Origin of the sequence: Lachnoclostridium sp. An76, from assembly GCF_002161355.1 — a bacterium.
GTDB classification, from domain to species: domain Bacteria; phylum Bacillota; class Clostridia; order Lachnospirales; family Lachnospiraceae; genus Mediterraneibacter; species Mediterraneibacter caccavium.
In genome coordinates this window covers 389912-412809 of sequence record NZ_NFHL01000002.1, presented here as the reverse complement: position 1 = coordinate 412809, position 22898 = coordinate 389912, and the positions used below count along the sequence as shown (strand labels likewise).

Below are 22898 nucleotides of genomic sequence, written 5' to 3'. Positions count from 1 at the left end.
AGGAGGCGGAAATGAAGATAGAAAAAATAGATTACGAATTTTCGGTATGCAGAGTGAAGGATTATTCTCAGACTGATCTGGGGAGCGAATACTGCTTCCTCGGTAAAACAGATGAAGAGTGTTCATTGGTATGTATTACAGACGATATACCAGGGAATGTGATCGACCACGATGACGGATGGAAGGCATTTCGGATTCAGGGAACGCTGGATTTTTCCCTGATCGGGATACTTGCGAAGCTCTCGGCGCTGATGGCGGAGAATGGAATCGGGATTTTTGCGGTATCCACTTACAATACGGATTATATTTTGACGAAGAAGGAGAATTTTGAGAAGGCGATAGAAGTACTTAGACTTGCGGGATATGAGATTTTCTGATGAAAATGAGAAGAGGGGGCTGCTGTATCGTGTAACAGCAGCCCCCTGGAGTTTATTCCAGGATCTCCCGTACCTGTTCTAAAGGAAGATCACATTTTTCGGCAATCTCTTCATCTGAGCTGCCCTGGGCAGACAGCTTGAAGATAAGTTTCGCGAGATGGATACCGCGCTCCATCCCCTTCTCATTTTCTTCCTTCAGCTCTTCCGCAAAGAGTTCTTTTAAAGCATCACACATTTTTCGATCAGCCTCCATTTCTTTCCAATTTGCCCGCGTGATCAGGTCCATCACAGCGGCATAGTCCTTTGAGTGTCTGTTCTGTTCATATTTTGCCACGATATTTTGGATTTCCCTGCCGGCTTTCAGATCCATTCGGAGATTCTTCAGCCAGAAGTTTTCTTCCTGTGTCAATTCTTGAGTGATCAGAAGCTGCATGGGAATCGCATCTCCGATCAGATAATAGATTCCTTTATCCCGGTTTTCTGCATGTATTCCGCGGACTTCTGCGAGATGCTTCAGCATTTCACGCGGATAGCGGCTGCAGGCAAATGTGATCGTCAGCTCCTCCGGATCGATTTCCTTTATCCTGTCAGTGTTGGATTGGTAAAAGCAGGTATAGCCGTACACTTTGTAGAAATCATTGATACTGAGATAATCGCCGGGAGCTTTATATTCAATAATGTTATGCTGGCGGAATATTTTGCCTATGGCTTTCTTAATGGGACGATCCCGCAGCTTTTTGACAATAAGTATATCAATCTGAGGCGGCTTTTTGCTCAGCAGATATTCTTCCTGCATTTCCAGAAATTCCATTTCATCTTTCAGGGTAATGCGGAGCGCTGCGCCAAAAGCAGGGTGCCATTGTAACTTTCTTTTCTCCATTTCTCTCCTTTTAGTATATCCAATTCGTTTTCAGGCTGCAACAATATCCGAAAGTTTTTAAGATATCAATGGAATCCCCTCCTTTTTCCTGAACTCTTGAAAATGTGTTGATTTTGTGGGTATAAATGTTGAAATCGCTCGATTACAGAGCAGGAAGTTTATCTTGGGCGGCTGATCAGGGCGAGAGCCCTGCCGTCCGGGACACTTCCAGAAGGTGTATCTGTCTGGAAAGTGTAAAGAAAGAATATCACACGGGGAGAGGAAACACAAGTGCATTTTGGACTGTGGCAAATGGAAAATGTTTTAGCGAAGCATTTCCTTTACGGACGGCAGAGGACATGCTAAGATGGGAAGGATAAAGAACAATAACAAGGGGCTGTCCCTTGTTTTCATAGACAGAGAGGAAACGGAAGGAACTATGATGCTGTATATCAGAAATGAGAAGGAGACAGATTATAAGCTCGTAGAGGATATCACGAGAAAAGCCTTTTATAATATGTATATTCCGGGCTGCGTCGAACACTATCTTGTGCATATCATGCGGGGGCATGAGGACTTTATACCGGAGTTGGATTTTGTGCTCGAGCTCGACGGGAAGGTAATCGGGAATATCATGTACACGAAGGCAGAGCTTACGGATGAAGAGGGGAGCAAAAAGGAAATCGTCACATTCGGTCCGGTCAGCGTACTCCCGGAGTATCAGCGGAATGGGTACGGAAAAATGTTGATCGAACATTCTCTTAACCGCGCGGCTGAGCTGGGGTATGAAGCTGTGGTCATCTTCGGAAGCCCGTCCAACTATGTGAGCAGCGGGTTCAAATGCTGCAAAAAGTACAATGTCTGCGTGGAAAAGGGGAAATATCCCGCGGCAATGCTGGTAAAGGAGCTTAAGCCGGGCGTCCTGGACGGGAGGATCTGGTTTTATTCGGACAGCCCTGTCATGAGTATTGACGAGGGGAAAGCGCAGGAGTTTGACGACAGCCTGGAGAAAATGGAGAAGAGATGGATGCCGGGCCAGGAAGAGTTTTATATTATGAGTCAGTCATTTGTGGAGTAAGATGGCAGGACCAGGCATAGAAAATATGCGGAAAACCCGTTGTCAAAGACCTTTGACAGCCTGAAAACCAGCGGGAATACAGGATGTCAAGGATATTTGATAGACAACATCTTTCGAAGTGGATTAAAATTTAGATCACAGGGAGACAGAAAATGGAACTGGGAACACAGATCAGAAAATATCGGAATGAAAGGACATTATCTCAGGAGGCACTGGCAGAGCAGGTCTTTGTATCGCGGCAGACGGTTTCCAACTGGGAGAATGACAAGAGTTATCCTGACGTGAAAAGCCTTATGCTGCTCAGTGAAGTTTTCGAAGTCTCTTTAGATCAATTAATCAAAGGAGATGTGGAGATCATGAAAGAACAGATCGAACAGATCGATCAGACAGATCAGAAGCGGTTTGGGCGCCTGAGCAATATCTTTACCATATTGTTCCTGGCAGTCCTTATCACGCCGGTCCCGCTTGTGCACTTCCTGTCTTATGCAGGGCTTGCCATCTGGATCGTGATACTGGGGGCTGGAAGCTATGCGGCGATGCTCGTGGAGCGGGAGAAGAAAAGGCTTGATATCCAGACGTATCAGGAAATTATCGCGTTTACAGAAGGGAAAGCCCTGAGTGAGATTGAAAAAGCAAGGGAAGAGGGGAAACGGCCGTATCAGAAAGTGCTTCTGGCGGTCGCGTCCGGCGCGGCAGGAGCGGCTGTGACAATATTTTTCATGTGGCTGCTGGGATGGATATGACATGGGAATGCTATCAATATGGCGATTTGAAAGTGAAAAATAACTTTATAAATTGAAATGTTTACATGAAAAATGATTGGTATAAGGATAAAGGAGAAGACATGAAGTTTATCATTGAACATCTGGAGAAACATTTTGATAAGAAGGAAGTGCTGAGAGATATTGACTTTACGTTTGAAGAGGGGAAAATCTACGGCCTCCTCGGGCGCAATGGCGCCGGAAAGACTACGCTCTTTAACTGTATCAACCGGGATATCCGGGCGGACGGCGGGAGCTTTTATCTGGAAGAGAACGGGAACCGCGGGGAAGTGAAGCCTGAAGACATCGGCTATGTGCTGTCAATGCCCGCTGTGCCGGAATTTTTGACCGGGCGTGAGTTCCTGAAGTTCTTTCTGGATATTAACTCTGATTCCATCAGAGAGCCGAAGAGTATTGACGAATATTTCGATTTTATGAGCATCGAACCGGAAGACAGGGACAAGCTGATGAAAGACTACTCCCATGGAATGAAAAATAAGATGCAGATGCTTGTCAATATCATTGCAGAGCCGAAGATCCTCCTGCTCGACGAGCCGCTGACATCCCTTGACGTGGTCGTGGCGGAAGAGATGAAGCAGCTCCTTCGTTCGCTGAAGGATGGCAGGATCACGATTTTCTCCACCCATATTATGGATCTGGCGCTGGACCTGTGCGATGTGATCGTGCTGCTCAGCCACGGGGAGCTGGAAGTAGTGGAGAAGTCCAACCTGGACAGCAGGGAATTTAAGGAGAAGATCATTGCTGCGCTGCGGGAGGAAGATCATGTATAAGACATTACGGATTTCTTTTTCACTGAAAAATACATACCGGGTAAACAGCATCCTCTTTGCCATCAAGCAGATCCCGCTGATCAAGAAGATCCTGCCGGATGCGCTATACGGAGTGAGAGGGCTGAAAATCTTTGCAAATATCATATCCGTTATATGGGAAGTTATTTCAGTGTTTCTTGGGAAATTTTTATATTTTATCACCATGGTCTGCGGCATTGGTATCCTGTACAAAAATGTCCCGGAAGATCAGACATTCCTTCATATCCTGCTCTTCCTGACCGTGATCGGAGCGTACATGAATACCAGTCTGTTTAATCCGACGAGGGACAAGTACTATGCCATGATCCAGCTCCGCATGAGTGCACGGGAATATACGCTGGTCAATTACGGATATATGATACTGAAGGTGATCGTGGGCTTTCTGCCGTTTTCGCTTCTGTTCGGAATGCAGAGGGGAGTGCCGGTCTGGTTCTGTATCCTGATCCCGTTTGCCGTGGCAGGGATCAAGGCTGCTGTGGCGGCGTATTCCCTGTGGGATTATGAGAGGAGCGGATATGTCTACAATGAGAACAAGATCAGGAAGCACCTCTGGATCTTCGCAGCGGTCCTTCTGGCGCTTGCCTATGGCCTGCCTGCCGCGGGGATCGTGCTTCCTGCCGCTGCATCCATGGCTGTGATGGGGCTGTTTATCCTGGCAGGGATCCTCAGCGCCCGCAAGATCATATCCTTCGGGCATTACCGTGAAGTGAACCAGGAGCTGCTCGCCCAGGTCGTCAGCCAGATGGATACAATGAAGCAGGCGGCAAGGACAGTGAGCGACAGATCCATCTCTGCGGATGCGTCCATTACAAGTAAGCGCAGCGGTTTTGAATACTTGAATGAACTCTTCATCAAGCGGCACAGGAAGATCCTGTGGAAATCCGCGGTCCGGCTTGCCGGGATCTGTCTTGTTTTAAGCTGTGCGGCGGCCGTTGCGCTGACACTGGCGCCGGGGGCGAGAAAGGAGATCAATGAAATGGTCATGACCTGGCTCCCGTATTTTACCTTTATCATGTATGCCGTCAACCGGGGGACGGGGTTTACAAAGGCATTGTTTATGAACTGTGACCACAGTCTGCTGACATATTCTTTCTATAAACAGCCGCGCTTTATCTTAAAACTGTTCCGGATCCGCCTGCGGGAGATCATGAAGATCAATGCGCTTCCCGCTGTCGTGGTCGGCGCCGGGCTGTGCGCGGTCCTGTATGCATCCGGCGGGACAGAGAATCCGTTCAACTATGTGGTGCTGTTCGTGTCGATCCTCTGTATGAGCCTGTTTTTCTCGATCCACTACCTGACGATCTATTATCTGCTGCAGCCGTACAATGCGGGGACAGAGATGAAAAGCGGCATGTACCAGGTCATCCTCTTCGTTACTTATCTGGTCTGCTTCTTCCTGATGCAGGTCAGGCTGCCGATCCTGGTGTTCGGGATCGCATGCATCACATTTTGCGTGGTCTATTCGGTTGTGGCCTGTGTTCTTGTGTATCGGTTCGCGCCGAAGACATTCAGGCTGAGGGCGTGAGAGGGAAGTGCTGCGGTTTAAGTCTGCGCCGTAGTTACGCGGACAGCAGCTGGGGCATAGAAGGGGAACTGAAGAAAAAAATCGGACAGAGGCGGTGGGAAAATCCTGTCTCTGTCCGATTTTAGATTTTATTGTTCAGCCTGGCCGGTCTTCCTTATCTGTCCTGCATCAGATCCCATACTGCTTATACAGCTCTTCACGGTATTGGGGATCGGATGCGATCTTTACAATCAGGTCGTTTTTATTTTCTTTGGAGAGGAGAAGGATCAGTCTGCTGTAACGTTCTTCCCCTTCCTCGCGTCCTTTTTCTAATGCGTCATTCCATATCATCTGTCCGAGTTTTGTCATTGCAACCGCCTCCTTGATTGATTTCAGTTCATCGTCATCGAGAAATTTAACTGCAAAAGTGTATAAAATTGCTTCCATTTTTCGGATATCGTTTTGCGGGAAAATAGTTTCTGCGTTTTTTAATACCTCTATGCATCGGAGGATGCGCTCTTTTTGTCCGAATCGTCCTCCCATGAGCGGGGAGAAGAGCAGGGGGATGATGTCTTCACGGGTCAGGTCCCCTGCGGTTTTCTCTGCAAGCTGTTTCAGCAGCCGGTCACCGTTTTCGTCTTTCAGTCGGATGAGGCTTACCCGGTATGTTCGTATTCCCGAAACCTCCGTAAATCTTCAATGGAAATGGAATCGCTCTCAAATTCAAAGTGGTAATACATGCCGTTTTCCATTTCATAGAGAAAATCCTCATACATGTGGCGGGTTTCCAGTTCCACCATCTCTGTTGGAACTGCCCGGAGCGCCCGCTCTCTGATGCCAAGCCAGTGGATCAGTTCGTCTCCGAAGTAAGCTGCCGCGGATTTGAGCGCCAGGTCTTCGGAATGTGCGGGTCCGTCTTTTCTTTTGTTTTTGTCCTGCAATAGAACCTCCGTTTCCAGCGGCACAGGACTGTCTCCATATCATTATAATATCACATCATACAGCAGTCTGCTTTTTCTTTTTGTAAATTTTCAAGGTTTTCATTGGATATCTGTCCGATACGGGCAATGATATTCAGATGAGTTCCGGATGGTATCCCTCCGGGATATGAAATAATTGGATCTGGTTAAAATCAGATATGGCGGCAACGCTGTGTCAGGACTGCTGTCTGTGGGGAATATGATACCATGAAGGAGAAAGAATAGCAAGAGAACGCTTGTGCTGAGAACACTTGAGATGAGGTTGATGCAAGAGGCGTGTTTTGAATGGAAAGGGCTGTTGAAGATGCTGAAAGTGGCTGATATAATTAGAAGAATAATAGGTTTTGTTGATACGAATACAGAGCAGTCAACTGTCGGGATGAGATATACAGCTATGAAATTCGTAAATGCCTGTATTCGGTAATGGTTTGACACCAGGAAAATGCAATAGTAGAGAAAGGAAGTGCAGACATGTTCCATTTGGCGCCGGTCAGACTGTGGAGAAATATTTCCATCGTAATGGCAGTGGCAGCAGGTATTGCAGCTTTGGCGGGAACCTTTTTCGCTGACGGAAGCATTGCCGTACACTGGAGCGGCAGCGGCGAGCCGAATGATTCGGCGGGGAAATGGGTGCTGTGGGTCATGCTGCTTCTTACTGTCCTGTCTCTGTTTACGTACAGCAGTTTTTTGAAACGCAGACCTGGGTTTCAGACGCCAATAGGAAGAGAAATGGCATGCGCTATGTCGGCAGGGCTGGTATCCATGTTTTCACTTATTGATATCACACTGGTTGTATATGATTTTTATTCTTTTGCGATGGTGCCGATAATCGGAACAACAGCGATCGTAAGCATTTTTATCATATATGCGTTGATCGCATATTTCAGAGAAGATCATGGACCTGAGGCCAGGGAGAAAAAGTAAAAGTCGAGGAGAGGGGATCGTGAGAAAATGTTCAATACGTGCAAGGAGACTGGAATGTCTGCATTTGCCATTGCGGCGGTAGGAAAAGTGTTGGAATATGAGGGATGCAGCAGTACTTGAAAAGGAAGTCTGAATATGATAAGAAAAATAAAGGCGGCAGATCTGGACATGGTCGCGCAGATCTGGCTGGATACGAATCTGAAAGCCCATGATTTTATCCCGCCGGAGTACTGGAAGGGAAAGTGTGAAACAATTACGTAGCGGATAGAGAAAAACCAAAGGTCAGCACGAAAAAGCCATCTTTCGGTGGCTTCCAAAAAGTTAATATTGATACAACAACACCTAATCAGGTGGCCGGAACAGTATCATCTTTGATGATATATCCCCTCTGTTTCAGCAGATTAAGCGCCTGCGAAGTAGTCAGTACTTTTGATTGCTTTACAGGACGATGTTCCAGAAAGCCTTCCGGAGTATACGGCTTTAAATCTGTCAGTATGTGCCAGATAGCGGTCAGGAGCATATGACAGACAGCGATGATGGCTTTCTTGTGCCCACGGCGAGATTTTATGCGTCGATAACGGGTAGTAAACTCAGGATGTTTCTTCGATTTGATCAAAGCATTTGCAATCTGCACCAATACTGGTTTAAAATAAGAACCAGCACGGGAAATCCGAGTTGATTTGACTTTTTGATTACTTTGATCATTACGAGGACAGCATCCTGCCCATGAAACGAGGTGTTTGGCTGTGGGGAAGACAGACATATCAGCACCGATTTCAGAAATGACCTGGATAGCAGTCATTGGGTTCTTATCGAATCCTGGTACGGTTCGCAGAAGATTAAGGGCTTCTTCGTATTTGTCACTGAGACGAAAGATTTCCCGTTCTATTTCTGCTTTGTGCTTTTCTAATTCATCGATGTGATCCAGACACTGTCTGAGCTTCACCGCCTGTTCTGCTGAGATAGCACCATCGACAGCAGCCTGTATCTCTTCAATAGGAGTTTTACATCTGCGGTCAACAAAAGGTGCCACATCAAAAGTTCCCCCGGGGTGTTGTAAAATTTGTTCCGTAATGGAACGGGAAGATTTTCCAAATATATCAGAGAAGACCTCGTCCAACTTAAAATTGGAGACGGTAAGACAGTTATGGGCACGATTCTTTTCACCGGTGATCATACAGGTGAGCTTGAAACGGTATCTTACCAGATCCCTTAGCTGACGGATATCAGCGGGAGGGATAAAGGAGGGCTTGACCATACCGCACATATACAGATCACAGATCCATTTGGCATCTTTGCGGTCCGTCTTATTTCCCTTCTGCGGTTTGGTATATTTGGGGTGGGAAAGAGTAACGTGGATATTATTCTTTTCGAGGATATTAAATACAGGGATCCAAAACTTGCCGGTAGATTCCATGCAGACGTCAGTACAATGATACTTTGCAAGCCAGTTACACAGCTCCTGCAGACCTTTTGTAAAGGAAGAGAAGCGAGCCTGCTTATACTCTGTACGCCCATGGGAATCTGTAATACCGATGCAGGCATAGATCCAGGTTTTGTGGATATCAAGGCCACAACAATTGTTTTTGAGAATTTTAAAAGACAATCACATAACCTCCTGATATTTATAGTCATAAGACCGACAGTGACTGGTCATCCGGCAAAATCGAGTCGACTTTGGAAGAGATAAGTGTACGGGCTACGGGAATGCGCCAATCATTGATGCCTTAACGGATGACCGACAACAAATAATTATGCGGGGTCGCCGCTATACAGCCCCACCACTCACCTCCACGTGTTCTGTAGTGTGTCAGTCTTATAAAAGAATAATATCAGAAGGAAGATAGATTAAGAAAGCGAAAGTTAGCCAATACGTTTCATGACTCATTGGTGTCTTTCGCAGAAAGGCGGAATATAATTATGATACAGTAAAGGCAATGATCTCTCAGGCGGAGGTGTATGTGTATACAGATGAAGATAAAGCTCAGATCCTGGGATTTATCGGGCTGGCTGAGGATTATATTGCAGGGATCTTTGTCCGGGGAGAGGCGCAGGGCCGGGGGATCGGGAAAGAGCTCCTGGATCACGCGAAGAGAGGAAAAAGAAAACTGACTCTGAATGTGTATGCAAAGAACACGGGCGCAGTGCGGTTCTATCAGCGGGAGGGATTCCGGATCGCGGAAGAAGGCGTTGATGCGGATACCCGTGAAAAAGAATATCACATGTGCCGGGGAGAGAGCAGCGGTTTAATGAAAGGGATGGTGCAGGGATAGATGCTTCCCTGCGTACATATGGAGAAATCTCAGTGAGAGAAAAAGGAGGAGAGTACGGGATGGAAGAGAAAAAACTAATAGAATTCCGGAATATTGTGAAGAGTTTTGACGGGCAGATCGTCTTAAAGGGCGTCAATCTTGATATTTATGAAAATGAGTTTGTCACCCTGCTCGGACCCAGCGGGTGCGGGAAGACGACGCTCCTGCGGATCCTGGGCGGATTCCTGGATGCGGACGAGGGGAGCGTGATCTTTGACGGGGAGGAGATCAGCAAGAAGCCGCCCTACGAGCGGGAGCTGAATACGGTCTTCCAGAAATACGCCCTGTTTCCCCATCTGAGCGTGTATGAGAATATCGCCTTTGGGCTGAAGATCAAGAAGATGAGCAAGGACGTCATCGACCAGAAGGTGATGAAGATGCTGAAACTCATCGGCCTGGAAGGATATGAGGATAAGAATACGACCCTTCTCTCCGGCGGGCAGCAGCAGCGCGTGGCGATCGCCCGCGCCCTGGTGAACGAGCCGAAGGTACTTCTCCTGGACGAGCCTCTGGCAGCGCTGGACTTAAAGCTGCGCAAGGAGATGCAGTACGAGCTGAAACGGATCCAGCAGGAGGTGGGCATTACCTTTATCTTTGTCACCCATGACCAGGAAGAGGCGCTCACCATGTCTGACAAGATCGTGGTCATGAAGAATGGCGAGATCCAACAGGTGGGCACCCCGCAGGATATCTACAATGAGCCGGCGAACCGCTATGTCGCGAATTTTATCGGGGAGAGCAATATCATCCCCGCGGTCATGCTGGAAGATTACAAAGTGCGCTTTGACGATATTACGTTTGACTGTGTGGATTTCGGCTTTAAGGAGAATGAGCCTGTGGATGTGGTCATCCGCCCGGAGGACATTGATATCGTGGATGTAAAAGACGGGAAAATGACAGGGGAGGTCTTAAGCGTCCTCTTTAAAGGCGTGCACTATGAGATCATGGTGGAGACGGTTCCCGGGACGAGCGTGACAGTGAACATGCGCGTGATCCGCAATCAGGATGTGACCAGCGCGGACGGGAAGGAGAAGATCAGCGCGAGCGACTTTTTCGTGGATATTGACGATGTGGAGGAATTAAACGACAAGGAGATCATCGCGCTCTCCAACGCGCAGGCATGGGATCCTGCCAGTGACGAGTTTATTTCCATCGCAAAGGTCGAGTATGATCTGTCCAAAGAGGAAGGGGCGTACCCGGTCGTATTTTCCACGGCGAACGGTACGAGCGTGGAGCGGACGATCCATGTGGTGGACCAGCCGTTCGTAAAAAATGAAAAGGCGAACGAAGGCGTCATGGCGTTTAACTTCTTTAAGACTGTGGACGAGATCACAGAGTCCCAGGCGCTGGACACGGACCTGAAGACATGGGCGGGCGCCCAGGGCTGGAAGTTAAGCGATGAGGATGTGAGCATTGACCTGAGTGTGGATTATGATTTTGAGCCGGAACATGTAAAAGAAGGGGTATACCGGATCACTTTCTCTACCACGGGGCGCGAATTTAAGATACATACCACGGATTATGTCGAAGAAGGGCGTGAGGTCGGGCTTACGTTCTTCCCGGAGGATATCCACGTCATGTCCAGAGAAGTGTTTTAAGGGAGGTGCAGTCTGAATGAAGAGGTTTTCAAAGCTTGCGCTGCCGTATGTTGTGTGGGCTGCGCTGATGCTGGTCCTTCCCATGCTGCTGATCGCGCTGTATTCGGTCATGGAACAGGGAAACAGCATTATTTCATTTTCTTTTACACTGGACCACTATGTGAAATTTTTTACTGACCCGGATTTCCTGCTTATTTTGTGGAGATCCATTGCCATTGCGGTGAAGACGACGCTGATCTGCCTGCTCCTGGGATATCCGGCGGCGTATTTTATCTCAAAGTGCAGTGAGAAGGCGCAGAATGTCCTGATCCTGTGCATCACGCTCCCCATGTGGATCAACATGCTTGTGCGTACATACGCATGGATCGGCATCCTGAGCGAGGGCGGCATCCTCCAGCGGATCCTGGGCCTGTTCGGGCTGGGGGATATGGAGCTTTTGTATACGGAGGGCTCGGTGCTGCTGGGCATGGTCTATAATTTCCTGCCATTTATGATCCTGCAGGTGCATACATCGCTGACCAAGATGGACCATTCCCTGCTGGAGGCGAGCGCGGATCTGGGGGCAGACCCGGTCCAGACCTTCCGCAGGGTCACGCTCCCGCTTTCCCTGCCGGGGGTGATCAACGGGATCACTTTAGTGTTCCTGCCTGCGGTCAGCTCCTTCTTTATCCCGAAGCTGCTGGGCGGCGGACAATATTTCCTGATCGGAAATATGATCGAGAACCAGTTTATCACAGTGGGAGAGTGGAACTTCGGAAGCGCGATCTCCATGATCATCGCGGTCATCATGATGCTGCTGATGATGGCGGTGCGCAGGATCGAACAGCATAACCAGGGCATCCGAAAAACGGGGCTGCGCGCCCGCGGCGGGAAGGAGGCGCAGTCATGAAGAAGGAGAGACGTATTTTCGGGAAGATACTGATGACGCTTATGGTCGCGTTTTTCTATCTGCCGATCATCTATATGGTAGTGTTCTCTTTTAATGAGAGCAAATCGCTGACCAGCTTTACCGGGTTCTCCCTGCGCTGGTATCAGCATATGCTGGAATCGAGCGATATGATGACAGCACTCTATACAACATTCAGCGTGGCGGTGCTGGCGACGCTGATCTCCACGGTTGTGGGGACGATCGCCGCGATCGGGCTGAGCAGTTCCAGGAAGGTCCTGCGCAATATCATGGAGCAGGTGGACAATCTTCCTATGATGGATCCGGAGATCGTGACGGCGATCGGGTTTATGCTGCTGTTTATCACCTTCCAGGTGGAGAAGGGGTATGTGACCATGCTGCTGGCGCATATCGCATTTTGTATCCCATATGTGATCCTGTCCGTCATGCCGAAGATCCGGGCACTGGATCCGAACCTGGCGGACGCGGCGATGGATCTGGGCGCGACTCCGTGGAAGGCGCTGACCAAAGTCATTGTCCCGCAGATCACGCCGGGCATCGTCTCGGGAGCGCTGATCGCGTTTACCATGTCCGTGGACGATTTTATCATTTCCTATTTCGTGACCGGGCAGGGGGTAAAGAATCTGAGTATTGTTGTTTATACGATGAGCAAGAGGGTCAATCCGAGCATTAACGCGGTGTCCACTCTTGTGGTCGTGATCATTACGATCGTGCTGCTGATCGTGAATATCGCCCCGATGATCGCGGCGAAGAAGAGCGCCAGGTCTGAGCTGGGGAGACGGAAGAAATTTATCCCTGCGGCAGCGGGATGCCTTGTGCTTATTATCGCTGTACTCGCGGTATACCAGGGCGGGGCAGGCGGCGCGGACCGCCCCTTTGAGGGTCAGACTCTCCATATCTATAACTGGGGGGAATATACCGGGGAGAACATCATCCCGGATTTTGAGGAAGAGACCGGGGCAAAAGTGGTGATGGAGAACTTTGACTCCAACGAACAGATGTATATCAAAGTGGCGAACGGTGAGCCCTATGATATCCTCGTGCCCAGCGACTATATGATCCAGAGGCTGATCGAAGAGGATTATCTCCAGAAGCTCGACAAATCAAAGCTGGACTGCATGGATAAACTGTCAGACGCGGTAAAAGGACTTCCATATGATCCGGATAATGATTATTCAGTGCCGTATTTCTGGGGAACCGTGGGAATTGTCTATGATAAGACAAAGGTAGACATTGAAGATCTGGAGAGAGAAGGCTTTAATATCTTCCTGGATGAGAAGTATAAGGGAGACGTTTACCTGTATGATTCAGAGAGAGACTCCTTTATGATGGCGCTCAAAGCGCTGGGATACTCTATGAACACAGAGGATGAGGAAGAACTTCAGGAGGCTTATGAATGGCTGGTCCGCTGCGTGGAGACAATGGATACGGAGATCGTGACAGACGAGATCATTGACAACATGGCGCAGGGGCGCAAAGCTCTGGGGCTGATCTACTCCGGGGATGCTACGTATGTGATGGCGGAAAATGAAAACATGGGCTACTACATGCCGGAGTCGGGGACCAACCTCTGGTCAGACGCCATGGTGATCCCGAAGAACGCACAGAATCCGGAACTGGCACACGCATTCATCAACTTCGCCAGCGACTACGACGGGGCGTATGACAATTCCAGCTATGTGGGCTATACTTCCGCGAACGAGGAAGTTATGGAGGTGCTTTCCGGCGAGGGCGGCGATTACGAAGGGATCAATGCCTATATCCCGCGGACGGACAATGAGAATGACGAAGTGTTCGTATACAATGAAGATACGAAGAAGATCATCAGCGACCTGTGGAGCCGGGTGAAGATCGCGGCGAGCAATGCGGACTGACCTGGAAGGATGAAAAAGAAAGTGGTGGGCTATGGACAGAGACGGGAAAAACAGACACAGAAATGAACAGGGAAATGGACCGGGGAATGAACAGAAAACCGGTCGGGAAACCGGCCGGAAGAAAGGGCGGATGAAGGAGCTGGGGGCCGCCCTTTCCATGGAACTGCGCGAGCACAGAAGTTCGTTTATCGTGTTTTTTACACTGCGCATCCTGGTGATCGCCATGCTGGTCCTTCAGCTTTTGAACAGGAATTACGAGAATGTGTTCCTGTGCGCGCTGACGCTCCTGCTCCTGGTGATGCCCAGCCTGGTGCAGGTCACCTTTAAAGTGGAGCTCCCGACCACGCTGGAGATCATTATCCTTGTGTTTATCTTTGCGGCGGAAATATTAGGGGAGATCAGTGAGTTTTATCTGGTCTTCCCGTTCTGGGACACTGTACTGCATACGATCAACGGGTTTCTGGCGGCGGCGATCGGATTTTCCCTTGTTGATCTTTTAAACCGCAGCGAGAGGACGGTATTCAACCTGTCCCCGCTGTTTACGGCGATCGTTGCCTTCTGCTTCTCGATGACGATCGGCGTGGTCTGGGAATTCTTTGAGTTTGGGATGGATACGCTGATCGGATATGATATGCAGAAAGACACGGTCATCCATACGATACGCTCGGTCACACTCGACCCGGCCGGGCACAATGTGCCTTATGTGATCAGCGGGATCTCAGAGACTGCGGTGAACGGACAGGAACTGGGGCTTGGCGGCTACCTGGATATCGGACTGATCGATACGATGCAGGACCTGATCGTTAATTTCATCGGGGCAGTGATCTTCTCGGTGATTGGTTTCTTTTACGTGAAAAATCGTGGGAAAGGGAGCGTGGCGGGACGGTTTATCCCCCGCAGGAAGGCGGCGGACAGAGACTTCCTTAAGATCGCAAGAGAAGAGAATGCCTCTGCGCAGGGGCATCTATCTGCGGATGACCCGGAAGAGCAGGTTCCAGACGAGGAAGAATAAAAAGGCGCCCGCAGCGGTAGATGTGATGTAGACAAGGATAGAGGGCAGATTGCCGATGAGGGGGACTAGGTCCCGGAAGACGACCTGCTGCATCTGAAGGTCGGGATTGATGTAAAACATATTGATCAGGCCATATCTGTCCAGTGTCAGGTTGAAGATTTCCGCCAGCGCGCAGCAGCAGAGATAGAAAATGGCAGCGTGGATGAAGGGGCGCAGCGGCAGCGCCTCGGACAGTGCGCGGGAGAAGAGGACATTCTTGGCATCGCTCCGGAGCCTCTGGAAGTAGACCACGCCCGCGCTGATGCCGATAAGGATCAGGAGGAAATGCCACGTCCAGGAATGCACGGTCAGGGCAGACAGAGGATACATAAGGCCGCTTGTATCCGCAAACACAGCGATACCGCCAAGGAGGCCGAAGCTCATCAGGAAGGCGAGGAGCATCCGGCGGACGCTCTCCCTGCGCAGCCACGGGTAGGCGAGCAGCACATACATGGGGATGCTGCAAAGCTGGAATGGAAAATACCACCAGTTATATGCCCCGTGCCCCAGGGAAAAAGTCAGGACAAGCTGCTTCCAGACCTCACTGCACAGCATAAGCACACCGCACAGGAAAAACACCCTGTCAGACCAACAGGGAAAATACAATCTCATCAACAAAGACTTCTTACCCATCTTTCACACCTCTTTTACATTATACCACGGGCGCAGAAAAGGAAGCGCCGCGCAAGCGGCATTTACTTTTCAAGCCGTGGGTCCCGGTATAATCCCCGCGGGAGCGGGGCGAAGCGATGGAATCGCTTCGGATTACACGGATGTGTAATCATTATACCTCAAATCCTCCCGGGATTATACGGGTTTCCTTCCTTTTGACTAAGGATTGTTAAAAAATAGACATAGCACTGTACTAAATCAACAAAAATAAATTATTTTCAGCCTGGTTTTACTGTGAAAAAACCATAAAAAAATCAGGCGGCTCTTTTTTTTTGAAAAAAGTCGATAAATAATGAATAAAAAACCGACCTCCGTGACGGCTGAAAAAGGGCAAAATGAAATAAAAATCAGCCTGCGGAAGGATCTCCCGGCTTAAGATGATGAATATTGACAAAAATTTTGACCGGGCGTAATATTGTTACAGCTTTTGAAGGCGCAGGGATTTATCCGGACAGACAGCTTCTGTGACGACAGGAAAACAGGATAAAAACCGCCGGAAAAAGCCGGGAATAGATTCAAGGGGTTCAAAGAGGAACAACTCCTTTTTTTGTACCAAAAAATCCCGCGGGGATGGAAAATATCGTGCCGGGAAGGATCGATCCCAGAATAAAAAAGAGAAGAAAAGGAGGGAGTAATACGGGAAATCTGACAGAAACACTGATGGAAGAGCTGAACTGCGAGACAGTCTTCACCCTTCCGGTCCTGGGCGGGATCTCAGAGTCAGTCGTTGTCACCTGGATCATCATGGCAGTGCTTGTCGTGCTGTCCATTATCCTGACAAGAAACCTGAGGGTAGAGAACCCCGGGAAAGTACAGCTCGCACTGGAAGCAGCGATAAGCTGGGCGCAGGATTTCTTCGAGGGCGTCATCGGCAAAGAGAACCGTGGATATGTACCATATCTGATCACGGTCCTGCTGTATCTGGGTGTGGCGAACACGATCGCTCTGTTCGGGTTTAAGCCGCCCACAAAAGATCTGAATGTGACCGCGGCGCTTGCGATCATGAGCATGTTTGTGATCGAGTTTTCAGGTATCCGCAAAAACGGAGTAAAACACTGGCTAAAGCATTTCGGGCAGCCGGTACCCGTGGTGGCGCCGATCATGGCGCTGGAGGTCGTGATAAGGCCTCTGTCGCTCTGTATGCGACTCTTCGGCAATATGCTGGCAGGATTTGTTGTATTAGAGCTTCTGAAATATTTTGTGCCGCTGATCGTCCCGATCCCGGTGAGTTTTTATTTTGACCTCTTTGACGGGCTGCTCCAGGCATATGTATTCGTATTCCTGACAGCGCTCTTCATGACGGAGGAAATGGAGTAGAGCCCTTCTTTTTATACATATAAGGGACAGAAGACAAACAGTTATTATAAATAATAAGAAAAAAGGAGATTAAGACAATGGGAACAATTATAGCTATCGGAGCAGGTATTGCAGTTTTGACAGGTATCGGAGCAGGAGTCGGGATCGGTATTGCGACAGGCAAGGCGACAGAGGCGATCGCAAGACAGCCTGAGGCAGAAGGCAAGATCAGCAAGAACCTGATCCTCGGATGCGCGCTGGCAGAGGCAACCGCGATCTATGGTTTCATCATCGGTATCATGATCATTTTCTTCCTGAAATAAGGACGGAGGGCTGTATCCCGGAATGCTGCCGATGAGGCGCAGCCGGAGAAGTTGATAAGAAAGGCAGGTCAAAAAGGTGATTCAGATAAACATGAACCTTGTCTATACGATTATAAACCTTGTCGTCCTCTATCTTTTGCTGAGGCATTTCCTCATCCGTCCCGTGACGCAGATCATGGAGAAAAGGAAGCAGATGGTCGAAGAGGGCTTCAAGAACGCGCAGGACATGCAGGATCAGGCTGCCCGGATGAAGCAGGAATATGAGGAAGCCTTAAACGGGGCAAAACAGGAATCCCTGCGGATCGTGGACAGTGCCCGCAGATCCGCGAAGGCAGAGTATGACAGGATCGTCGGCGAGGCAGGGGACAAGGCAGGAAGCATTATTGAGTCTGCAAAAGAAACCGTGCGCGTGGAGCGGGAAAAAACGATGAAGGAGCTCCAGTCACAGATCGCAGGGCTTGCAGTGGCGTCTGCCGCTAAGATCATGAGTGGGAAGGGAGACGGGCAGACGGACAGCAGTCTGTATGACCAGTTCCTGAAAGAGACGGCAGGAGAGACAGGTGAGGGCAGTGAAAATGAAGACTGATCGTGAAGTGCGCTGCTCATCGCCGGCAGTTTCGTACGGAAAGGTGCTCTTTGGGATGAACATCCCGGAGGGGGCAGTCGATAAGACAAGGGAGATCCTGCGGGAAGTCCCTCAGCTTACGGATCTGTTTATGAATCCGACGATCCCTCTGAAAACAAAGTACAGTGTGGCGGATAAGGTTTTTCCTGCGGAAATGCGGAGTTTTATGAAGACGGTATGCCGCTACCAGAAGATGGGGCTGATCCGTGAAATCTTTGCCGCATATGACAGGTGCAGGGAAAAGCAGGCGGGGATCATTAATGCCAGACTGTACTGTGTCACACCTCCCGGCGAGGCGCAGAAAAAAGGGATCGAGGCATTCATCTGCCGCAAATACGGAGCAGAAGAGGCGAAGCTTTCCGTCCTCCGCGATGATTCCCTGATCGGAGGATTTCTCCTGCGTGTGGGGAGCGATGAGTATGACTGGAGCATAAAGGGCCGCATGGACAGGCTGGCGCAGGAACTGGGCTGCGCAATACATTAACCTGGAGGTGAACAAGTTGGGTTCAATCAATTCAGATGAGATAATCTCTGTCCTGAGAGAAGAGATAGAGAATTTTGATAAAATGAGCAGAGACAGTGAAGTGGGCACTGTCATTGCCGTCGGCGACGGGATCGCCAGGATCTACGGGATCGACCATGCCATGTACGGCGAGATCGTTACATTTGAGAACGGGCTCAAGGGTATGGTGCAGGATATCCGCAGGGACGAGATCGGCTGCATCCTTTTCGGCAGCGATACCGGGATCCGCGAGGGCACAAAGGTGTCCCGGACAGGAAAGAGAGCCGGCGTGCCGGTAGGGGATGCGTATATCGGACGCGTGGTCAACGCGCTGGGCGAGGCGATCGACGGGAAAGGTGAGATCCAGGCGGATGATTACCGCCCCATTGAGCGGGAGGCGCCGGGGATCATTGACCGCAAGTCTGTCAGCGTGCCCATGGAAACCGGGATCCTTTCCATTGACGCCATGTTCCCCATCGGCCGCGGACAGCGTGAGCTGATCATCGGGGACAGGCAGACCGGGAAGACTTCCATTGCCATGGATACGATCCTGAACCAGAAGGGCAAGGATGTGGTCTGCATCTATGTTGCCATCGGGCAGAAAGCATCCACAGTGGCAAAGGTGGTAAATACACTGAAAACCCATGGGGCGATGGATTACACGATCGTAGTGTCATCCACGGCAAGCGACTGCGCGCCGCTCCAGTATATTGCGCCTTATTCGGGGACAGCAATGGCAGAACACTTTATGTATCAGGGGAAGGATGTGCTGATCGTGTACGACGATCTGTCCAAGCATGCCGTGGCTTACCGCGCGCTTTCCCTTCTTCTGGGACGTTCTCCGGGACGTGAGGCTTATCCGGGAGATGTCTTCTATCTGCATTCAAGACTGCTGGAGAGATCCAGCCGCTTAAGCGATGCGCAGGGCGGCGGCTCGATCACCGCGCTGCCGATCATCGAGACGCAGGCGGGGGATGTATCCGCCTATATCCCGACAAACGTGATCTCTATCACAGACGGACAGATCTTCCTGGAGAGCGGTCTTTTCGCATCCGGGATGAGACCCGCGGTGAACGTGGGACTTTCTGTGTCCCGTGTGGGCGGCGCGGCGCAGACAAAGGCAATGAAAAAGGCGTCCGGAAGCATCCGTATCGATCTGGCGCAGTACAGGGAAATGGAAGTGTTCACACAGTTCAGCTCTGATCTGGACGCTGCGACAAAGGAGCAGCTCGAGTATGGCAGCGGGCTGATGGAGCTGTTAAAGCAGCCGCTGTACCATCCGCTGTCTCTCCATGAGAAGGTGATCACCCTGTGCGCGGCGACCCATAAAGTGCTGCTGGGGATCGAGAAGAAAGAGATCAAAAAGTTCCAGGCGGATATGCTGACATATTTTGAGACCGCGCACCCGGAGATCGGACAGGAGATCGAGGAGACGAAGGCGCTCTCAGAGGAACTGATCGAAAAGATCGTGGAGACCGCGAAGGAATTCAAGAAGAGCAGGTGATAATATGGCAAATATCAGAGAGATACAGAGCCGCATCAACAGTGTCAAAGACACGATGAAGATCACGAATGCCATGTACATGATCTCCTCCTCAAAGATGACTCACGCAAAGAAAAAGCTGATGGACACAGAACCGTATTTCTACGCTCTCCAGGGAGAAATCTCCAGGATACTAAGGCATCTGCCGGAACTGGAGCACCATTTCTTTGACATCAGGGAGAAGATCCCTGCCGAGGAGCGGAAGATCGGCTCCATCGTAGTAACCGCGGACAAAGGGCTCGCAGGGGCATACAACCACAATGTGGTAAAATTGGAGGAAGAGATCCTTGAAAAACCCGGGATCCACAAACTGTTTGTCGTAGGAGAGCTGGGGCGGCACTATTTCGCGAAGCGGGGCGTGGAGATCGACACGAATTTCCAGTATACAGTCCAGAAGCCGACCATGCACAGGGCAAGGGATATCTCGGGCGTTCTGCTGGAACAGTTCCGTGCCGGAGAGCTGGATGAGATCTATATCGTGTACACGCGGATGGAAAACTCCGTCCAGTCAGAGGCAGAAGTATTAAAGCTCCTGCCCCTGGAGAGAAGTTCATTTAATGAGATGAAGATGCCGTTGAACATGTACCGCGAGGCGATCGATCTCTATCCGTCGGCAGAAGTCGTGATGGACAGCATCATCCCAAATTATGTGACCGGCATGATATACGGATGTCTGGTAGAAGCATACGCCAGCGAGCACAACGCCCGCATGATGGCGATGAAATCCGCCACGGACAGCGCCCAGAGCCTGATCCATGACTTGTCCATCATCTACAACAGGGCAAGGCAGGCGGCAATCACACAGGAGATCACAGAAGTGTGCAGCGGTGCAAGGGCACAGCAGAAATAGTTGGAATATTCATGAATGTTTCGAAATTGTTCCTGAAAGGGGTCAGACCCCTTTTGGGAGGGGTCTGACCCCTTTTCGGAGAAAGTGAGAACAGTTATGATTATGAATAAAGGAAGAATCATTCAGGTCATGGGACCTGTTGTTGACGTAGTATTTGAAGACGGTGACCTTCCCTTTATCAAGGATGCGTTGGAGGTTGAAAACAACGGGAAGAAGTGCATTATGGAGGTCGCCCAGCATCTCGGGAATAATGAGGTGCGCTGTCTGATGCTCTCTGCGAGCGAGGGACTCCACAAGGATATGGAAGTCACTGCTACCGGCGCGGGGATCCAGGTGCCGGTCGGCGAGAAGACGCTGGGCAGGCTGTTCAATGTACTTGGAGAGACGATCGATGACGGTGCATCTATCGATGATGCGGAAAAGTGGGTCATCCACAGACAGCCGCCGACATTTGAGGACCAGAGCCCGGTGGTGGAGATCCTGGAGACGGGGATTAAGGTCATTGACCTTCTGGCGCCGTACGCAAAGGGCGGTAAGATCGGACTTTTCGGAGGAGCGGGAGTCGGTAAGACCGTGCTCATCCAGGAGCTGATCCGCAATATCGCCACAGAGCACGGCGGCTACTCGATCTTTACAGGAGTCGGGGAGCGTTCCCGCGAGGGAAATGACCTCTGGACAGAGATGAAGGAGTCCGGCGTACTTGAGAAGACCGCTCTGGTGTTCGGACAGATGAACGAGCCGCCCGGAGCGCGTATGCGCGTGGCTGAGACCGGGCTGACAATGGCGGAATATTTCCGCGACGAGGAGCACCGGAATGTCCTTCTCTTCATTGACAATATCTTCCGTTTCACACAGGCAGGCTCTGAGGTTTCCGCCCTTCTCGGACGTATGCCGTCAGCCGTGGGCTATCAGCCAACGCTTGCCACGGAGATGGGTGAGCTCCAGGAGAGGATCGCATCCACGAAGAACGGTTCTGTCACATCCGTACAGGCTGTATATGTGCCGGCAGACGACCTGACAGACCCGGCTCCGGCGACAACGTTCGCCCATCTGGACGCGACGACCGTGCTTTCCAGAAAGATCGTGGAGCAGGGCATCTACCCGGCGGTGGATCCGCTGGAGTCAAGCTCCCGTATCCTTGAGGCAGATGTGGTCGGAGAAGAGCATTATGAGGTGGCGAACCAGGTGATCGCCATCCTCCAGAAATACAAAGAACTCCAGGATATCATCGCCATCCTCGGTATGGAAGAGCTTTCAGATGAAGACAAAGCTACAGTTATGCGTGCAAGGAAGATCCAGAGATTCCTGTCCCAGCCGTTCTTTGTGGCAGAGACATTCACCGGGATCCCGGGAAAATATGTGCCGCTCAAAGAGACGATCCGGGGCTTTAAGATGATCATCAGCGGTGAGATGGATGAGTATCCGGAGTCTGCGTTCTTTAATGTAGGAACCATTGACGACGTGATCGCGAAGGCAAAGGCAGAGACAGCGGAGGCGTAGGAGCGTATGGATACATTCGGACTGAAGATCATAGCGAGCGATAAGGTATTCTATGAGGGGCGATGCCGGAAGCTGGTCATTCCCGCTCCCGACGGGGAGAAGGGGATCCTCCCGAACCATGAGAACATGGTCATCGCCGTCACCGTGGGGATCGGCCGCATGGAGGCTGAGGAAGGCAAGTGGCAGGAAGTCGCCCTGGGCGGCGGCTTCGCAGAGATCGTCAACAACCGTGTCACCCTGATCGTGGACACGGCTGAACGCCCGGAGGATATCGATGTGCGCCGCGCAAGAGAGCAGAGAGAACGGGCGGAGGAGCAGCTCCGCCAGAAGCAGAGCACACAGGAGTATTACCACACCCAGGCGTCCCTCGCCAGGGCGATGAACAGGCTCAGGCTTGCGCAGGATAAGAAGTGGAATCTGTAAGGATCCAAATCTGCTGATAAAATTTTGTTAATGAAGATCTGTTAATAAGAATAAGAAAAAGAGAAAGGCGGAGAAGCTGCATGGGCGGTTTCTCCGCCTTTCCTGGTTT

Annotated in this window: 24 protein-coding genes and 1 pseudogene; 20 read left to right on the top strand and 5 right to left on the bottom strand. The window is 50.4% G+C overall.

The genetic code is table 11. From position 1 onward, the window contains the following. Positions 1–11: 11 nt before the first annotated feature. Positions 12–377 (top strand): ACT domain-containing protein, encoded by a 366-nt coding sequence (locus tag B5G27_RS16855; RefSeq protein WP_191375507.1) that lies wholly within the window; start codon positions 12–14, stop codon positions 375–377. Positions 378–429: 52 nt separating this feature from the next. Here the strand turns inward: B5G27_RS16855 and B5G27_RS06000 are convergent, their stop codons facing one another. Then, positions 430–1257, bottom strand: coding sequence for a hypothetical protein (locus B5G27_RS06000; RefSeq protein ID WP_087178014.1), 828 nt, complete (start codon positions 1255–1257; stop codon positions 430–432). A gap of 421 nt (positions 1258–1678) precedes the next feature. On the opposite strand from B5G27_RS06000, the gene B5G27_RS05995 reads away from it, so the two are divergent. From B5G27_RS05995 to B5G27_RS05980, 4 genes are all read left to right on the top strand, one after another. Next, a complete protein-coding gene (locus B5G27_RS05995) occupies positions 1679–2314 on the top strand; it encodes a GNAT family N-acetyltransferase (RefSeq protein ID WP_087178166.1) in 636 nt (211 codons plus the stop codon). A gap of 152 nt (positions 2315–2466) precedes the next feature. Continuing rightward, positions 2467–3057: a helix-turn-helix domain-containing protein gene (locus tag B5G27_RS05990; protein ID WP_087178013.1), complete on the top strand. Its 591-nt coding sequence runs from the start codon at positions 2467–2469 to the stop codon at positions 3055–3057. Between the two features lie 101 nt (positions 3058–3158). Continuing rightward, positions 3159–3866: an ABC transporter ATP-binding protein gene (locus B5G27_RS05985; RefSeq protein ID WP_087178012.1), complete on the top strand. Its 708-nt coding sequence runs from the start codon at positions 3159–3161 to the stop codon at positions 3864–3866. After that, a complete protein-coding gene (locus B5G27_RS05980; RefSeq protein WP_087178165.1) occupies positions 3859–5430 on the top strand; it encodes a hypothetical protein in 1572 nt (523 codons plus the stop codon). Before B5G27_RS05985 ends, B5G27_RS05980 begins: the two co-directional genes overlap by 8 nt. 168 nt (positions 5431–5598) lie before the next feature. On the opposite strand, the gene B5G27_RS15975 is transcribed toward B5G27_RS05980, so the two are convergent. Next, a complete protein-coding gene (locus B5G27_RS15975) occupies positions 5599–5778 on the bottom strand; it encodes a hypothetical protein (protein WP_162611187.1) in 180 nt (59 codons plus the stop codon). Positions 5779–6065: 287 nt separating this feature from the next. Further along, positions 6066–6350 (bottom strand): hypothetical protein, encoded by a 285-nt coding sequence (locus B5G27_RS05975; protein ID WP_206608978.1) that lies wholly within the window; start codon positions 6348–6350, stop codon positions 6066–6068. 510 nt (positions 6351–6860) lie between these two features. Between B5G27_RS05975 and B5G27_RS05965 the strand changes: the two genes are divergently transcribed. Together B5G27_RS05965 and B5G27_RS16590 are read left to right on the top strand one after the other, a co-directional pair. Continuing rightward, entirely contained in the window at positions 6861–7313 is a 453-nt protein-coding gene (locus B5G27_RS05965) for a hypothetical protein (protein WP_087178010.1), read from the top strand. Between the two features lie 135 nt (positions 7314–7448). Beyond that, positions 7449–7574, top strand: a complete 126-nt coding sequence (locus B5G27_RS16590; protein ID WP_275533030.1) for a hypothetical protein — start codon at positions 7449–7451, stop codon at positions 7572–7574. 85 nt (positions 7575–7659) lie between these two features. Here B5G27_RS16590 and B5G27_RS05960 read toward each other — a convergent pair whose 3' ends face one another. After that, the gene (locus tag B5G27_RS05960) at positions 7660–8919 is read right to left on the bottom strand and encodes an IS110 family transposase (protein ID WP_087178009.1); all 1260 of its coding nucleotides are present in this window, start codon (positions 8917–8919) and stop codon (positions 7660–7662) included. 280 nt (positions 8920–9199) lie between these two features. Between B5G27_RS05960 and B5G27_RS05955 the strand changes: the two genes are divergently transcribed. The 5 genes and pseudogenes from B5G27_RS05955 to B5G27_RS05935 all read left to right on the top strand — a co-directional run bounded on the left by B5G27_RS05955 (position 9200) and on the right by B5G27_RS05935 (position 15016). Continuing rightward, entirely contained in the window at positions 9200–9586 is a 387-nt protein-coding gene (locus B5G27_RS05955) for a GNAT family N-acetyltransferase (protein WP_275533032.1), read from the top strand. A 59-nt stretch (positions 9587–9645) separates the two neighbouring features. Then, positions 9646–10734 (top strand): annotated as a pseudogene (locus tag B5G27_RS16585) (ABC transporter ATP-binding protein); the annotation flags it as partial. A 505-nt stretch (positions 10735–11239) separates the two neighbouring features. Continuing rightward, entirely contained in the window at positions 11240–12112 is an 873-nt protein-coding gene (locus tag B5G27_RS05945) for an ABC transporter permease (protein WP_087178007.1), read from the top strand. Then, a complete protein-coding gene (locus B5G27_RS05940; RefSeq protein WP_087178006.1) occupies positions 12109–14004 on the top strand; it encodes an extracellular solute-binding protein in 1896 nt (631 codons plus the stop codon). The genes B5G27_RS05945 and B5G27_RS05940 overlap by 4 nt, the downstream gene beginning before the upstream one ends. A gap of 130 nt (positions 14005–14134) precedes the next feature. Continuing rightward, on the top strand, positions 14135–15016 hold the full coding sequence (locus tag B5G27_RS05935) for a hypothetical protein (RefSeq protein ID WP_242958258.1): 882 nt from the start codon (positions 14135–14137) through the stop codon (positions 15014–15016). On the opposite strand, the gene B5G27_RS05930 is transcribed toward B5G27_RS05935, so the two are convergent. Continuing rightward, positions 14969–15688, bottom strand: a complete 720-nt coding sequence (locus tag B5G27_RS05930; protein WP_242958241.1) for a YwaF family protein — start codon at positions 15686–15688, stop codon at positions 14969–14971. The two genes, B5G27_RS05935 and B5G27_RS05930, sit on opposite strands and share 48 nt — an antisense overlap. 699 nt (positions 15689–16387) lie before the next feature. Here B5G27_RS05930 and B5G27_RS05925 point away from each other — a divergent pair. From B5G27_RS05925 to atpC, 8 genes are all read left to right on the top strand, one after another. Beyond that, positions 16388–17044, top strand: a complete 657-nt coding sequence (locus tag B5G27_RS05925) for a F0F1 ATP synthase subunit A (RefSeq protein WP_087178163.1) — start codon at positions 16388–16390, stop codon at positions 17042–17044. Positions 17045–17121: 77 nt separating this feature from the next. Next, on the top strand, positions 17122–17346 hold the full coding sequence (gene atpE / locus B5G27_RS05920) for an ATP synthase F0 subunit C (protein WP_087178004.1): 225 nt from the start codon (positions 17122–17124) through the stop codon (positions 17344–17346). A 76-nt stretch (positions 17347–17422) separates the two neighbouring features. Continuing rightward, positions 17423–17932, top strand: coding sequence for a F0F1 ATP synthase subunit B (gene atpF / locus B5G27_RS05915; protein ID WP_087178003.1), 510 nt, complete (start codon positions 17423–17425; stop codon positions 17930–17932). Next, the gene (atpH, locus tag B5G27_RS05910; RefSeq protein ID WP_330398991.1) at positions 17907–18455 is read left to right on the top strand and encodes an ATP synthase F1 subunit delta; all 549 of its coding nucleotides are present in this window, start codon (positions 17907–17909) and stop codon (positions 18453–18455) included. The genes atpF and atpH overlap by 26 nt, the downstream gene beginning before the upstream one ends. A gap of 16 nt (positions 18456–18471) precedes the next feature. Then, positions 18472–19977, top strand: a complete 1506-nt coding sequence (gene atpA / locus B5G27_RS05905; protein ID WP_191374851.1) for a F0F1 ATP synthase subunit alpha — start codon at positions 18472–18474, stop codon at positions 19975–19977. Between the two features lie 4 nt (positions 19978–19981). After that, the gene (gene atpG / locus B5G27_RS05900; protein ID WP_087178000.1) at positions 19982–20866 is read left to right on the top strand and encodes an ATP synthase F1 subunit gamma; all 885 of its coding nucleotides are present in this window, start codon (positions 19982–19984) and stop codon (positions 20864–20866) included. A gap of 102 nt (positions 20867–20968) precedes the next feature. Then, the gene (gene atpD, locus B5G27_RS05895) at positions 20969–22366 is read left to right on the top strand and encodes a F0F1 ATP synthase subunit beta (RefSeq protein WP_087178162.1); all 1398 of its coding nucleotides are present in this window, start codon (positions 20969–20971) and stop codon (positions 22364–22366) included. A gap of 6 nt (positions 22367–22372) precedes the next feature. Beyond that, on the top strand, positions 22373–22789 hold the full coding sequence (gene atpC, locus B5G27_RS05890) for an ATP synthase F1 subunit epsilon (RefSeq protein WP_087177999.1): 417 nt from the start codon (positions 22373–22375) through the stop codon (positions 22787–22789). Positions 22790–22898 lie beyond the last annotated feature (109 nt).

What these genes read in the sequence shown, in the direction of transcription:
- B5G27_RS05980 (WP_087178165.1), top strand. Translation starts at nt 3,859, where the DNA reads ATGTATAAGACATTACGGATTTCTTTTTCACTGAAAAATACATACCGG.
- atpG (WP_087178000.1), top strand. Translation starts at nt 19,982, where the DNA reads ATGGCAAATATCAGAGAGATACAGAGCCGCATCAACAGTGTCAAAGAC.
- B5G27_RS05945 (WP_087178007.1), top strand. Translation starts at nt 11,240, where the DNA reads ATGAAGAGGTTTTCAAAGCTTGCGCTGCCGTATGTTGTGTGGGCTGCG.
- B5G27_RS05935 (WP_242958258.1), top strand. Translation starts at nt 14,135, where the DNA reads ATGAAGGAGCTGGGGGCCGCCCTTTCCATGGAACTGCGCGAGCACAGA.
- B5G27_RS06000 (WP_087178014.1), bottom strand. Translation starts at nt 1,257, where the DNA reads ATGGAGAAAAGAAAGTTACAATGGCACCCTGCTTTTGGCGCAGCGCTC.
- B5G27_RS16855 (WP_191375507.1), top strand. Translation starts at nt 12, where the DNA reads ATGAAGATAGAAAAAATAGATTACGAATTTTCGGTATGCAGAGTGAAG.
- B5G27_RS05940 (WP_087178006.1), top strand. Translation starts at nt 12,109, where the DNA reads ATGAAGAAGGAGAGACGTATTTTCGGGAAGATACTGATGACGCTTATG.
- B5G27_RS05990 (WP_087178013.1), top strand. Translation starts at nt 2,467, where the DNA reads ATGGAACTGGGAACACAGATCAGAAAATATCGGAATGAAAGGACATTA.
- atpD (WP_087178162.1), top strand. Translation starts at nt 20,969, where the DNA reads ATGAATAAAGGAAGAATCATTCAGGTCATGGGACCTGTTGTTGACGTA.
- B5G27_RS16590 (WP_275533030.1), top strand. Translation starts at nt 7,449, where the DNA reads ATGATAAGAAAAATAAAGGCGGCAGATCTGGACATGGTCGCGCAGATC.
- B5G27_RS15975 (WP_162611187.1), bottom strand. Translation starts at nt 5,778, where the DNA reads ATGACAAAACTCGGACAGATGATATGGAATGACGCATTAGAAAAAGGA.
- B5G27_RS05965 (WP_087178010.1), top strand. Translation starts at nt 6,861, where the DNA reads ATGTTCCATTTGGCGCCGGTCAGACTGTGGAGAAATATTTCCATCGTA.
- B5G27_RS05925 (WP_087178163.1), top strand. Translation starts at nt 16,388, where the DNA reads ATGGAAGAGCTGAACTGCGAGACAGTCTTCACCCTTCCGGTCCTGGGC.
- B5G27_RS05930 (WP_242958241.1), bottom strand. Translation starts at nt 15,688, where the DNA reads ATGGGTAAGAAGTCTTTGTTGATGAGATTGTATTTTCCCTGTTGGTCT.
- B5G27_RS05985 (WP_087178012.1), top strand. Translation starts at nt 3,159, where the DNA reads ATGAAGTTTATCATTGAACATCTGGAGAAACATTTTGATAAGAAGGAA.
- B5G27_RS05995 (WP_087178166.1), top strand. Translation starts at nt 1,679, where the DNA reads ATGCTGTATATCAGAAATGAGAAGGAGACAGATTATAAGCTCGTAGAG.
- atpC (WP_087177999.1), top strand. Translation starts at nt 22,373, where the DNA reads ATGGATACATTCGGACTGAAGATCATAGCGAGCGATAAGGTATTCTAT.
- atpE (WP_087178004.1), top strand. Translation starts at nt 17,122, where the DNA reads ATGGGAACAATTATAGCTATCGGAGCAGGTATTGCAGTTTTGACAGGT.